Source organism: Labrys sp. ALF-8 (genome assembly GCF_059699065.1).
In genome coordinates this window covers 2,684,276-2,697,455 of sequence record NZ_AP048537.1, presented here as the reverse complement: position 1 = coordinate 2,697,455, position 13,180 = coordinate 2,684,276, and the positions used below count along the sequence as shown (strand labels likewise).

Genomic DNA, 13,180 nt, shown 5'->3' with positions numbered 1-13,180 from the left:
TATAGAGCAAGAGGAGACACTGGCGCAAAGGGAGCCTTCGCCCTATCTCTCCGCTTCTGAGCAATCGCCGGAGGAATCATGCCCGAACTGCCCGAAGTCGAAACCGTGCGGCGGGGCCTGGAGCCGGCGATGACGGGCGCGCGCTTCCTTGCCGTTGAGGCGAGGCGGCCGGACCTGCGCTTTCCCTTTCCCCCCGGTTTCGCAGACCGCCTGACGGGCGAGACCGTCCTTTCCATGGGGCGGCGTGCCAAGTATCTGCTGGCAGACCTGTCGTCCGGCGACGTGCTGGTGATGCATCTGGGCATGACCGGCCGCTTCCTGATCGGCGCGCCGGACGGCCATGTCGAGGAGCCCGGGGAATTCGCCAACGAAGTGAAGGAAGACGCCCGGCACGACCATGTCGTCTTCCGCCTCTCCAACGGCTTCACCATTACCTACAACGACGTCAGGCGCTTCGGCTTCATGGACCTGGTGCCGCGCGCCGGCCTCGAGATTTCGCGCCACTTCAAGGCAATGGGCATCGAGCCCCTCGGCAACGAACTGAGCGGCGAGGCGATCGAACGCATGTTCGAGCGCAAGGCGGCGCCCCTGAAGGCGGCGCTGCTTGACCAGGGCCTTATCGCGGGCCTCGGCAACATCTATGTCTGCGAAGCCCTCAACCGGGCGGGCCTGGCGCCCGAGCGCGCAGCTGGCACGCTCAGCGGCCAGCAAGCCCGCAAACTTGCGACCGTGATCCGCGAGGTTCTCGAGGAGGCGGTGGAAGCCGGCGGCTCGACCTTGAAGGATTACCGCCACACCGACGGCTCGCTCGGCTATTTCCAGCATCGCTTTCGGGTCTATGACCGGGAGGGCGAACCCTGCGCCACGCCGCGCTGCAAGGGCGTCATCGAACGCCTGGTGCAGTCGGGGCGGTCGACCTATTGGTGCCGGAGCTGCCAGAAGTAGAACGGATCAGCCGAGAGGGACGCTGGCACGTACCTCCCATTCGGCGACCGCGATGGCCTGGGCCGCATAGACCGCGCAGATCCGGTCGAAGCGGATCCTGCGGCCGGCAAGGCTCCGGCGCAGTTCCTCGCGTGACCGCCGGCGCTGCGGCGTATCGGCGACGCCGTAGGCGAGCGAGACATGCGGCATGAAGGTCTCCAGCGGCGATGCTGCAATGCTGTGGATGGCACGCCGCTTAAGCTCCAGGATCGGCCCTTCCGCCTCGAAACGCGCATAGAAGGCCCGGAAGAAGGCCTCGCTGGTGCCGATGTCCGCGATCGGGGCGAGGAAGGGAGCGACGCCCTCGGCGACGGCCCTGATCTGCGCCGTCAACTCATCCAGCCTAACCAGCCTGTCTTCCACCAGCGTGAGGTGCGGGCTGAAGGGCTCACTGCCGAAGGCCCTGCCAAGATCGGCGATGATGGCCGATAGCATGCCATGGTCTTCCTCGCACGGCATCAGCCATACCGAATGCATGTCGATCATCGAAACGTCCATTGCTCGCATGCAGGCGGTTCCCTCCCCGCGCGACTTCCTCTACACCAGCTTCCATATCGATATGGAGCGGATAATGCAGGCCGAGACTTTCGAGACCTTGCTGGTCGAGCAACGGGGCCGGGTCGGCCTGATCACCCTCAATCGCCCCAAGGCCCTGAACGCCCTCAACGCGCGTCTTGCGGCCGAGCTTACCAGCGTGCTGGCGGCATTCGAGGCCGATGAGTCCGTCGGCTGCAGCGTGATCACGGGCTCCGAAAAGGCCTTTGCCGCCGGCGCCGATATCAAGGAAATGGCGGACAAGGGCTATCCGCAGGCATTGCTCGAGGATTTCATCGCCGTGTGGGACGGCTTCGACCGCCTGCGCAAGCCGGTGATCGCAGCAGTCGCCGGCTTCGCCCTCGGCGGAGGCTGCGAACTGGCCATGCTGTGCGATCTCATCATCGCGGCCGACACCGCTCGGTTCGGCCAGCCCGAGATTCGCCTCGGCGTGGTGCCGGGCATCGGCGGCACCCAGCGCCTGGTGCGCGCCATCGGCAAGGCCAAGGCGATGGAAATGGTGCTGACCGGCCGCATGATGGATGCGGCCGAAGCCGAGCGGTCCGGCCTCGTCGCCCGTGTCGTGCCGGCGGCCGACCTGCTCGCCGAAGCATTGAAGACGGCCGAAGCCATTGCCGACATGCCGTTGCCGGCCGTGCTCGCGGCCAAGGATTGTGTCGACCGCGCCTATGAGCTGACCCTGGCCGAGGGCGTGCGCTACGAGCGGCGTGCCTTCTACGCCCTCTTCGCCACCGACGATCAGAAGGAGGGCATGGCCGCCTTCATCGAGAAGCGTCCCCCGGTCTTCAAGCATCGGTGAGGAAGGAGAAGCCGTCGTTCGACTCGGCCTTTACCTTGCCGCCACGGACGATTTCGCGGATTCATCGCAGTCCGTCGTTGACGCCGGGCCGGTCTCAATGTAAAGAGCCGCCTCCAATGTCGGGCGCTGTTGTGCCCGCTTTATTCATTTCAGGCAACGCACGGCCTCGCGACGATCTTCGATCGCCTCGGATGCGGCCGGCTTAACAGGCAGGGATCATGGCCAATACGAAGTCGGCCAAGAAGGCTACGCGCAAGATCGAAGTGCGCACCGCAGTGAACAAGGCGCGCCGCTCGCGTGTGCGCACCTTCATCCGCAATGTCGAGGAGGCGATTGCCTCCGGCGATCAGGTCAAGGCTGCTGCCGCGCTGCAGGGTGCCGAGCCCGAGATCATGCGTGCCGCCCAGAAGGGCGTGCTGCCTGCCAACACCGCCTCGCGCAAGGTTTCGCGCCTTACCCAGGCCGTGAAGAAGCTCAGCGCCTGAGATCACACGAAACGCAATAGTGGCCCGCCATGCGGGCTTATTATTGATGTTCCGTTAGGTTAGGAGACCCGGCTGTCACGGCCGGGTTTTTCATTTTTCGATGTCGGCGCGAGATGCCGCGCCATCAGGCCATCTCCACCACGGTGAGCGCCGAGGCTCCCTCGCGGGCGGCCGCCGGACCCGTGCGCCGCGCTCGGGCCCGTTTCCCGGCGTTCAATTCCACGCTCCGCAGTCCGCTGAAGAGGGCCCCGCCGCGCGCGGCGGCGGCGGCGCGAAAGATCGGTTTAGCGACCTACCCACGATTGTCATGGCCTCGTAATAGTTCAGACGTACAGTAGTAATTAGATACCTCCATTAAGGGCAAGCGCAATCTTTCCCCTTGACTCACCGTTTGGACGAGAGCGGCTTCCACCGCCGTAGGCCGGACAAAATTTCCTTATATATATCATGGGGTTATAGCATAAGAGGAAAGTGCCCCGGGCGACGAACGGGCGCTTCCGTGGGAAATTACGAAGCCCGGCAATCTTTACGCATCCGAAACGAACTTTTTTGAGTCATTTTGCCGTCTCCATGATTCCATCGACTCCTCAACATCTTGCGGCTTCGGCGACCGGGAAGGCCGTTGTCCGAATCGAGAACATCGAGGGTGCATTAACGAATCATTGAGATTTGCCTGTTGCGCCCGCCTGTCCCGGTTCGGTATGTTTTTTCTCGGAACGGGTCATGTGTAGGTTCCTTCCCGATACTGCGAGCGGACGGACGTCCATTCTGGGCATTGGGGGCGTGTGTGCCAAGTGATCGCGTATAGTGCAGAAGACAGTAAGGTAATGTTCAAAACATTCCGTATTGAATTTCCGCACAGTTATCCAAGCGGCATACTGTAGTGTGTCCCGTGTCGGTAGCCCGGCACGTTCTCAGGTATTGCAAACGAAGTCTGATAAAGACGGAATTGGGGTGTCATGTCGTCGGGGTGGTTGAATGACTATGCGGGAGACGTTACAGCCCGGGAAGCCTACGAGCTTCTCCGCCAGCAGCCGAAGGCTCAGCTCGTCGACGTCCGCACCCGGGCAGAATGGTCATTCGTGGGAGTCCCCGACCTGTCGGCCCTCGGCAAGGAGACCATCCTGGCCGAATGGCAGCGCTATCCAACCATGGAAGTCGCCGCCGATTTCGTCGATCAGCTCGAGCGCGAGTTGCAGCGCCGCTCGGTGGGAGAGGATGATCCTGTCCTCTTTCTCTGCCGTTCGGGCGCACGTTCCCTCGCCGCTGCGCAAGCCATGCTTGCCGCAGGCTGGAAAGGCAGCCGCAACGTCACCGCCGGCTTCGAAGGCCCGGTCGACGCGGATCGCCACCGCGGAACGGTAGAGGGCTGGAAAGCCTCTGCGTTGCCCTGGATACAGTCCTGATTTCCATTTCGTGGCTTTGTGGCGGATCGGTGCAAGCCGGACGACGCCCGAGCTTTATCTTGAACTCTTATTGCCAGACGATAGCCCCATGAACTCGAGCGAACGCCTGACACTCTCAGCCGCGGCCCAGACCTCCAAGACGCTGGCCGTCGCAGATCTTTCCGCCGTCCATTCAGACGCGGCGATTGCGCCCGCCGCCGCGTGGGACCGCGTGAAGCGCCGCCTGCGTGCGGAATATGGCGAAGACGTCTTTTCCAGCTGGTTTGCCCGCCTGGAGCTCGATGCCGTCGCCGACGACACCGTGAATCTGTCCGTGCCCACCCGCTTCCTGCGTAGTTGGATCCAGGCCCACTACATCGACAAGATCCTGTCGCTGGTCTCGGCCGAACTGCCGGGCACGGCCCACATCGCGCTCAACGTCCGCACGGCCGCGGCCCGCCCGCCCGTGGTTATCCGCGAGGCTGCTTCCTGCGCAAAGACGCCAAGCGAGGCCGTGGTCGCCAAGCCGACCGCCGTCCCTTTTCTTCGCGCCGTCGAGGCGCCGGCGCGTGACGACGAACTCGCGGGCTCTCCGCTCGACCGCCGCATGTCCTTCGAAGCCTATTTCGTCGGCAAGTCCAATGCGCTGGCCCATGCCGCCGCGCTCCAGGTCGCCAAGGCCGCGCCGAGCGAGCCCCTTCCCTATAATCCGCTCTTCATCCATGCCTCGGTGGGCCTGGGCAAGTCGCATCTGATCCAGGCCATCGCCCACCAGGCCGAGGCGCAGGGCAAGCGCGCGCTCTACCTCACCGCCGAGCGCTTCATGTACGGTTTCGTCGCCGCGCTGAAGGCGCAGACGGCGATCGCCTTCAAGGAGAAGCTGCGCGCCATCGACATTCTCGTCATCGACGACCTGCAGTTCCTGGCGGGCAAGTCGATCCAGCAGGAATTCTGCCACACGCTCAATGCCCTCATCGATGGCGGCAAGCAGGTGGTCGTCGCCGCCGACCGTCCGCCGGCGGATCTGGAGACACTCGACGAGCGCGTGCGATCGCGCCTTTCGGGGGGTCTCGTCGTCGAGATCGGCGCCCTCGACGAGGAGTTGCGCGTCAAGATCCTCAAATCCCGCATCGAGGCAGCACGTTCGCATCACGCCAATTTCGACGTACCCGACAATGTCGTCGCCTATGTCGCCCATCAGGTCTCGACCAACGGCCGCGACCTCGACGGCGCCGTGAATCGCCTGCTCGCCCACTCGGCCCTGTCCGGCTCGGGCATGTCGCTCGAGACGGCCGAGGCCGCCATTCGCGATCTCGTCAAGAATCGCGAGCCCCGCCGTGTGAAGATCGAGGACATCCAGCGCATCGTCGCCAAGCACTACAATGTGAGCAGGGCCGACATCCTGTCGCTGCGCCGCACGGCCACAGTGGTGAAGCCACGGCAGGTGGCGATGTATCTCGCCAAGTCGCTGACGCCGCGCTCCCTTCCGGAGATCGGCCGCCGCTTCGGCGGCCGCGACCACACCACGGTCCTGCACGCCGTGCGCAAGATCGAAGGGCTGGTCGGCAAGGATTCCGGCCTGGCGGAGGAAGTCGATCTGCTGCGTCGCCTGCTTTCGGAGTAGGCTTCGCCGCTGCACCCGTGACAAATCGGCGGCACTCGTGCTCTTAAGGAGCCGTCCTCCCAGCATGAGTGCGTGCCATGGCTTATCTCGGCCTCGATATCGGAACTTCGGCGGTCAAGGCCGTCATCGTCGATGAAAAGGAGGCCGTGCTGGCCGAAGGCGAGGAAGCCCTCGCAATTTCGCGTCCCGGTCCCGGCCTGTCGGAACAGAACGCGCAGGACTGGCTTTCCGCCGTCGAGGCCATTCTCTCGCGCTGGCATTCGAGCCACGCTTCCATTCTCGGCACTGTGGAAGGTATCGGCCTGTCCGGCCAGATGCACGGCTCGGTCTGCCTCGATGCAGCCGACCAGCCTCTCCTGCCGGTGATCCTGTGGAACGACAGCCGCGCCGTCGAAGAGGCGGCGGAACTCAACCGCGATCGGCCCGAGCTGGCCTGGGAACTCGGAGTCCCCGCCGCGCCCGGCTTCACGGCGCCCAAGCTCCTCTGGCTCTCCCGCCACCGGCCCGATCTGATGCAGCGCCTTGCCCGCGTGCTGCTGCCGAAGGACTTCGTGCGGCTCTGGCTGACAGGTGAGCATGTCAGCGAGATGTCGGACGGTGCGGGAAGCTGGTGGCTGGACGAGGCCGCGCGAGACTGGTCCGACACCGCCCTCGCCGCCACAGGCGTCGACCGCAGCCACATGGCCCGGCTCGTCGAGGGCACCGAGGTCTCCGGCCGCCTGCGCCCCGCATTGGCGCAGCGCTTCGGCCTGAAGCCCGGCATTCCCGTTGCCGGGGGCGCCGGCGACGCCATGGCGGGTGCCATCGGCATCGGCGCCATCGACGACGGCGCCTTCATCTCGCTCGGCACCTCCGGCCAGTTCTTCGTGCCGGGCACCAGCTACCGTCCGCTGCCGGACAAGTTCCTGCATGCCTTCTGCCATGCGGTGCCCGGTCGCTGGATCCAGATGGCGGCCCTGCTCAATGGCGCTTCCTGTCTTGCCTGGGCCGCCGGCCTCGTGGGCGAGCCCATCGAGAAACTGCTCGCCGAGGTGGAGGCCCAGCCCGCCGGCCCCGGCTCCGTGATGTTCCTGCCCTACCTGGCCGGCGAGCGCACTCCCCACAACGATGCCCTCGCGACCGGCGTCTTCTCCGGCATGACCGGCGCGACGGGCAAGGCCGATCTCATCCGCGCCGTGCTGGAGGGCGTCGCCTTCTCCTTCGCCGACGCCAGCGCGTGCCTGGAAGAGGCCGGCACCGTGCTCAGCGAGGCCGCCGTCATCGGTGGCGGGACCCGCAGCGCATTCTGGGTGCAGATCTTCGCGGACGTGCTGGGTCTCAGGCTGATGCGATATCGGGGCGGTGAAAAGGGGCCTGCTTTCGGCGCTGCCCGTCTCGCCCGCGCGGCCGCCACGGGCGAGGATATCGCTGCCATCGCGACCAAGCCGCCGGTCCTGGACATGGCCGAGCCGCGCCCCGCACTCACGCAGGCCTACGCCGAAAAGGTCACCGCTTTCCGGCGTCTCTACCAGGCAACGAAGGCCGCGCGATAGTCGGCAGACCCTTCCGCGACCTCACGCCCGCGCGGCCCCTGCACTGAGTTCGGCCCAGTCGAACTCCTCCTCCAGCAAGTGGTAGGCATCGTCGCCGATCGCGCCGTCGAGGCGTAGTTCCTCCATCTTGCGGCGGGCGGCGGCAATGGCGCGCCGCCTCAGCGTATTGCCGGGAAGCTCGCCGCTGCCGCTCTGCAGCGGGCTTACCTCGCTCAGTTCCACCACGGCGCTATATTCCTTGCAGAGCAGCTTGGCCTGCATATCGCCGTCGTCGCGGATCTCATCGATCGCGGCGCGATAGGCCTCGGTCCGCGCCCACTTCACCTCCTGGCCCACGGGATCCCCATCGCGAAGGTTCATCCAGCGGATCAGGGGCTTCAGCGTCAGGCCCTGGATCACCAGGGTGCCGAACACCACGCAGAAGGCGGTGAACAGAATGAGGTCGCGATGGGGAAAGGGCGTTCCGTCGGCGAGATGTTCGGGCAAGGCGAAGGCGGCGGCGAGAGTCACGATGCCCCGCATGCCCGCCCAGGAGATCACCAGCCCGCCGCGCACGGTGGGCCGGGCCATCGGGCGCGGAGGGTGGAAGCCATAGCGCCGGATCTTCAGGCGGACGGCGGAGTTGTAAGTCATCACCCAGGCGAAGCGGACGATGATGACGGTGACCAGGATCGCCAGGGCGGTGATCGAATATTGATAGCGCAACGCCATGTCCAGCCTGTCCCAGATCGGGCGCAGCTGCATGCCGATCAGCACGAAAGCGAAGGCGTTGAGGACGAAAACAACCGTTTCCCAGACCGCATAGACCGGGATGCGCAGGCGTGCCGGCATGCGGCTGCCGCCGCGACGGGCCATCGTCATCGCGTAGCATACGATGGTGAGAATCCCCGATAGCCCGACATACTCGGCAAAGATCCAGACGCCGAAAGTGGTGGCGAACTGAACGATGAGCGACGTGGGCGCATCGTCGAACAGTGCGATGAGATAGGGGAAGACAAAGGCAAACCCGACACCGACCGCCACACTGCCGAGCACGCTCATCAGGAAGGCAGGCCCGATGCCGCTGAAGGCAAAGCCGCCGGAGACCATGGCGATGACGGCGAGACGATAGATCAGCAGCGCACTGGCATCGTTGAGGAGGCTCTCGCCCTCGAGAATCTTCATCAGACGATGCGGCAGCTTGACTTGGCGCACGATGGCCGTGGCCGCCGCGGCATCGGGCGGGGCCAGGATTGCGCCCAGGGCAATAGCCGCCGCCCAGGGCAGGTCCGGCACCAGCCAGCGGGCAACGAAGGCCACCGCCACGGTCGTCACACCAACGGCCACCACCACGAGATTGGCAACGGGCACCCAGTTGTCGCGCAGATCCCTCAGCGAAGTGTCGTAGGCGGCATCGAGCAGCACGGGCGCCACGAACAGCGTGAGCGCCAGGTGCGGGTCGAGCGTCCATTCGGGGGTCTGCGGCAGAAAGGCGAGGCAGGCGCCGCCTATGGCGAGGAAGGTAGGATAGGGAGCGCCCAGCCTGCGGGCGAGCGTCGCCAGCAGCGCAGCACCCAGCAGCAGCAGAATAATCCACTCGAACGTCTCCATCACGCCCCCGATGTGACCGACAAGGTTGCATCGGGCAATCTGCACGAGGCGTCAAGGGGATGGTCGTTGGAGACTCTCGCCCCACTGCCGCGTTCTGTCCCGTCGTGTCGGGCCTGCCGGCGGATGCGCCTGCCCCGGATCTCAGGGCCTGAGATAGAGCCAGCCCTGCGTCTGCATCTCCGCCAGTTTCACGACGCCGCCCCTTTCCGCGACGGCGAAGCCCGGCATGAGGCTGGCGAGGGTGAGCTTCATGCCTTCCATCGTGTTGTGGCAGGCATGAAACGCGACACCATCCCTGACGAAGCCCGCCACCTTCACCCTGACGTCGTCGCTGCCCGCATCGGCGCGGAAGGCGCGCAGCGGCGGCCCGTGGACGACGACGGCGAGTTGCACAGTGTAGGGACCGCCCATGCCGTCGATATGGTTGCGCAGGTTGCCGAGCACGAAATTCACCTTTTCGAGGTCCGAGAGATGGTAGACCACGCGCGGAATCTTCGGCGTGTCCGCCCGCGCCGCAGCCCCGGCCGCCAGCATTCCGGTACCGGCAGCCAGCACCGATTTCACCGCGCTCCTACGATCCATCTCACTGCCCCTTTCGCAACTCGGCCTTTTTGTCCTCGTCGCCAACCAGCGACAGGCAATCGCCCAGCGTGGTGCGGTCGAGCCGGAAGAGCTTGTCGTCGGCGCCGAAGCGCCGGCTTTCATCTTGCGTCTCGTCGGATGTGCTGCCGGCCTTCCAGATGCGCGCGCCCTCCGGGATCGAGACGAGCACCGATTTCTCGTTCTTGAGCGCGACGTCGATCGAGCCTCCGTCGCAGTCGACCCCGCAATTCACCGCATTGGCCTTGCCGCCCTTGGGCGTGCCGTCGCCAATGGTGCCGCAACTGCCGTACGTTTCGAAATGCGTGCCGCTCTTGCGGAACGTGACGCCGAGGCCGAGCGCATAAGTCGGGTTGGCCGGGTCCTCCGCGGAGCCCGTGACCAGCAGCGTCATGGTGCGCACGTTCTGCTGGGGATGGCCTGCCAGATGCGGCGCATCATAGACACGCCTGTAGCAGGCGTGGACGCGGTTCTTGCCGATGGCGCGGCCGAAGATCTGCTTCTGAAATGACTCGTTCTGCGCCCGGCTCGCCGCCTCTGCCGACGGCGTGGCGACAGCGGCGGCAACCAAGATGGCGAAGGCCGCAGCCAACGAAGCGGATCTCATCATTTCCTCCAGCCGGCATAGCTCAGTTGGAGCAAACTACAGTATCGCCCCCGGCATGTCTGTGCCGGGGAGCACGATCCTCCGCAAATGACGGGCCAACTGCCGGGGGTTGCCGGCTCTATCCGTTGATGGGGAAGCGCACCACCCGGTTCGCCTCCTCCGAACCCGTACCCGGATCGTCCGGAACGGGATGCGAAGGCACCACCGGCATAGGCGGCGGTGGCCGGCGGGGCGGCGTCTTCAGGGGCTCGGGCATCAGCACCTCGACCTTGGCGGGTTCGACCGGCGTCGGTTCCGGCTCGGCAGCCTTCGGAGCGTCCTCGACGACCGGCGCGGCGGCCTCGACGAGCTTCGGCTGCTCCGGTTCGTCGATATCGGCCAGCACGTCGTCGGAATACGACATCACCGGTGCGCCCAGGCGCTCCACCGGTGTCTTCCATTCGAAAGCGTCGATGCGGCCGGTGACGGGCGAAACCGGGAGCCAGACGTCGGAGACGACGCCGTCGGCCGTCCATACGGGATCACGCGGCGCGCGCAAGGCACGGGAGAGCCATTCGCGCACCTTGCCGGTTGCACCATTCTCCGCCTCCTCGATCTCCGCCATCAGCAGGCAGACACGTTCCGTGGCACCGGAAGCGAGAAGCGGCGCGAGCGAGGAGCGGGCGGCCGTGAAGTCACGCGCCGTCAGGGCCGCGCGGGCCAGGGCGATGCCGGCCTCGGGATTGCCGGGCATCAGAGCAGCCAGATGCTGGGCGCGCGTGTAACGGTCCCGAGCCGAATCGCCGAGGCGGACGTTCATATAGGCCTCGGCGAGATCGGGATGCGGCTGCAGGCGCCACGCGGTCTCCAACGCGCGCGTGGCCTTGCGGATGTCGTTGCCCTCCGAGAGGAGCTTGGCGGCGAGCACCGCCGCCGGCACGAGGCCGGGCGCAAGCTTGAGGGCTTCCAGAGCGCTCGCCTTCGCGGCGGCGCGGTCGCGTTCCGATTGGTCGATGGCGCGGGCGGTGAGCAGGACGGCACGATGGCGCCGGGCGGTCTCCCTGTCGATCAGGCGATGATCGGCATTGCGGGCGAGGGTCGCGAGCGCGCCGGCCCAGTCCTTCTCGACGGACTGGAATTCGAGCAGCGCGGTACCGGCCCATGGCAGGCTCGGGGAGGTCTTCACCGCCTCGGCGGCAAGCTGGCGCGCGGCTTGGGCGTCGCCCCGCCGACGGGCCTCGACGAAGAGGCCGCGCAAGCCGAGCGGCTTGGTCTCCGTCTCGTTCAGCATGGCACGAAACGCAGCCTCGGCGCCCGCGCGGTCGCCCGAAAGCTGGGAAGCCTGTGCCCGCAGGAGCAGGGCGAGCGGCTCGCTGCCGAGGATGCGCTCCGCGTCGCCGGCCTGCTTCTGGGCCCGGCGCACGTCGCCCGAACCCACGGCGATCATGCCCTGGGTGACGGCGTTGAATCCCTTGGAACGCCGGCGCGTGCGAAAATAGCCGGTGACATTCGCCGGCGAGCGCAGCAGCCACCGCAAGAGCCCGATCGCCATCATGAGCAGGACGACCAGGATGAGGACCGCCACCACGGCCCAGACCAGCTTCACGCTGTGCTGGGCATGGTTGAAGGTGAGCGAAACGGTTTCCGGCCGGTCCGCGAGAAGATAGAGGCCGTAGGCAGCCAGGGCGACAACGACGACGGTGACGAGAACGCGGATCATCGACGCCTCACTGGCCGGTGAATTTTTGCAGGGCGGCGCTGGTCTGCGCCTTGATCAGATCGAAGGCCGTCGCGGCGCCCGAGGCCTGGGACAGCCAGGCGGCGCCGGCCTGCTGGCCGGCTTCGGGCATGGCCTTGAAAGCCGCGATGGCGCCGGGCAGGTCGCCCTTGCGCAGTGCGTCGGAAACCCTCTGGGCGGGCCAGGCGGGATCGCCGGCAGGAACATCGCCGTCAGGCGTGGTCGTCACGATGCCGTTCAGGCTCGAGGCAAGGCGATCGAGCACGCCGGCATCCGGCGCGGGCTCCGCAGGCTTGGGCGTAAGCGCGGCGACGATCTGCGGCTTCACGGCTTCATAGGCTGCCGCGAGAGTTTCGACCGACGGGGTGCCGGCTTGGGCCAAGCTCGCGAGTGGTGCCAGCGCATCGGCACCACCGCCGAGGGCCGTCGCGGTATTCAGTTCCGCCGTGAAGGGCTTGCCGCTTCGGATCGCATCGCCGAGCTGCGAAAGCGCGACGGCATAGGCGGCCGCCTTGTCCGGCGTGTTGGCGACGGCGGTCTTCAGGTCGCCGATCTGTTGGGAAAGGCTATTGGTGGCGGTGCCGACCTGGCGCATGGCGTCGTTCAGGGCCGAGACGTCGGTCTCGGCCTTCGCCAGTCGTCCCGAGACATCGGAAAGGCCGGCCTCCGTCTTGCCGAGACGGTCCGTGATGCCGGAAAGGTCCGGCACGGTCGCGGGCGGTGCCGCCGGCGGCTCGCTTGCCGCGCTGCCGGCGCTGCCCGCCGCGCTCGCGGCCTTCTGCGCTTCGCCGGCCAGGTTCAAGGCGTTGCTGGCGGCATCCTGTGCCGTCCTCGCCGTAACCTCGACCGCCCCGACCTTGTCGAGCGCCTGGTCGATCGCCGTCTTGTTGGACGCGATGCCCTGCTCGACGGATGCGATGCGCGAGGCGAGAGCTTCCTCCCCGCCACTCTCCTTGCCCAGCGGCACGAGATCGAAGGCGCCCGCAGCGAGCACGAGACCGCCGCCGACGAGACCGCCCGCCAGGGCAGCGAGCAGGACCGGCAGGTTTGTACGCGCAGTTGCTTCGGAAGAGGGCCGGGCGGAAGAGGGCGCCGGGTCTGCGGCCGCCGCTTCCTGCTGCTTGTCCGCCTCCGGTTCCACAGCGGCCGGGGCGCTGTCCTGCGAGGTCGGGGAAGGCTCGGCGGACACGGTGGATTCTTCCGTAGAGGAGGGCTTCGATTCGGCCGCAACTTCCGTTGCGTTCAGATCCAGTGTTGCGGGACCAAGTCCGGCAGTTTTCTGCCTTTGCGGCCTGCCTTCAG

At 66.4% G+C, this 13,180-nt stretch carries 12 protein-coding genes; 6 read left to right on the top strand and 6 right to left on the bottom strand.

Annotation, left to right across the window (positions count from 1 at the left end; genetic code table 11):
• Nucleotides 1-78 precede the first annotated feature (78 nt).
• A complete protein-coding gene (gene mutM, locus AC6H34_RS12435) occupies nt 79-945 on the top strand; it encodes a bifunctional DNA-formamidopyrimidine glycosylase/DNA-(apurinic or apyrimidinic site) lyase (RefSeq protein ID WP_497539011.1) in 867 nt (288 codons plus the stop codon).
• 6 nt (nt 946-951) lie between these two features.
• Here mutM and AC6H34_RS12430 read toward each other — a convergent pair whose 3' ends face one another.
• Complete coding sequence (locus AC6H34_RS12430) at nt 952-1,470, bottom strand: 2'-5' RNA ligase family protein (RefSeq protein ID WP_497539010.1); 519 nt, start codon at nt 1,468-1,470, stop codon at nt 952-954.
• Nucleotides 1,471-1,555: 85 nt separating this feature from the next.
• Here AC6H34_RS12430 and AC6H34_RS12425 point away from each other — a divergent pair, with 85 nt between their 5' ends.
• The 5 genes from AC6H34_RS12425 to xylB all read left to right on the top strand — a co-directional run bounded on the left by AC6H34_RS12425 (nt 1,556) and on the right by xylB (nt 7,364).
• A complete protein-coding gene (locus AC6H34_RS12425) occupies nt 1,556-2,338 on the top strand; it encodes an enoyl-CoA hydratase (protein WP_497539883.1) in 783 nt (260 codons plus the stop codon).
• A 218-nt stretch (nt 2,339-2,556) separates the two neighbouring features.
• Nucleotides 2,557-2,823 carry a 30S ribosomal protein S20 gene (rpsT, locus tag AC6H34_RS12420; protein ID WP_448149676.1) on the top strand — a complete coding sequence of 89 codons (267 nt, stop codon included), beginning with the start codon at nt 2,557-2,559 and terminating at the stop codon, nt 2,821-2,823.
• Nucleotides 2,824-3,782: 959 nt separating this feature from the next.
• The gene (locus AC6H34_RS12415; protein WP_448149677.1) at nt 3,783-4,229 is read left to right on the top strand and encodes a rhodanese-like domain-containing protein; all 447 of its coding nucleotides are present in this window, start codon (nt 3,783-3,785) and stop codon (nt 4,227-4,229) included.
• Between the two features lie 88 nt (nt 4,230-4,317).
• The gene (dnaA, locus tag AC6H34_RS12410) at nt 4,318-5,832 is read left to right on the top strand and encodes a chromosomal replication initiator protein DnaA (RefSeq protein ID WP_448149678.1); all 1,515 of its coding nucleotides are present in this window, start codon (nt 4,318-4,320) and stop codon (nt 5,830-5,832) included.
• A gap of 77 nt (nt 5,833-5,909) precedes the next feature.
• Nucleotides 5,910-7,364, top strand: a complete 1,455-nt coding sequence (gene xylB / locus AC6H34_RS12405; protein WP_497539009.1) for a xylulokinase — start codon at nt 5,910-5,912, stop codon at nt 7,362-7,364.
• 21 nt (nt 7,365-7,385) lie between these two features.
• Here xylB and AC6H34_RS12400 read toward each other — a convergent pair whose 3' ends face one another.
• From AC6H34_RS12400 to AC6H34_RS12380, 5 genes are all read right to left on the bottom strand, one after another.
• The gene (locus AC6H34_RS12400) at nt 7,386-8,954 is read right to left on the bottom strand and encodes a Na+/H+ antiporter (RefSeq protein WP_448149680.1); all 1,569 of its coding nucleotides are present in this window, start codon (nt 8,952-8,954) and stop codon (nt 7,386-7,388) included.
• A 141-nt stretch (nt 8,955-9,095) separates the two neighbouring features.
• Entirely contained in the window at nt 9,096-9,536 is a 441-nt protein-coding gene (locus tag AC6H34_RS12395; RefSeq protein ID WP_497539008.1) for a DsrE family protein, read from the bottom strand.
• Between the two features lies 1 nt (nt 9,537).
• Nucleotides 9,538-10,164 carry a hypothetical protein gene (locus AC6H34_RS12390; protein ID WP_497539007.1) on the bottom strand — a complete coding sequence of 209 codons (627 nt, stop codon included), beginning with the start codon at nt 10,162-10,164 and terminating at the stop codon, nt 9,538-9,540.
• 115 nt (nt 10,165-10,279) lie between these two features.
• Nucleotides 10,280-11,860, bottom strand: a complete 1,581-nt coding sequence (locus tag AC6H34_RS12385; protein ID WP_497539006.1) for a heme biosynthesis protein HemY — start codon at nt 11,858-11,860, stop codon at nt 10,280-10,282.
• Nucleotides 11,861-11,867: 7 nt separating this feature from the next.
• Nucleotides 11,868-13,067, bottom strand: a complete 1,200-nt coding sequence (locus AC6H34_RS12380; RefSeq protein ID WP_497539005.1) for a COG4223 family protein — start codon at nt 13,065-13,067, stop codon at nt 11,868-11,870.
• Between the last annotated feature and the right edge of the window lie 113 nt (nt 13,068-13,180).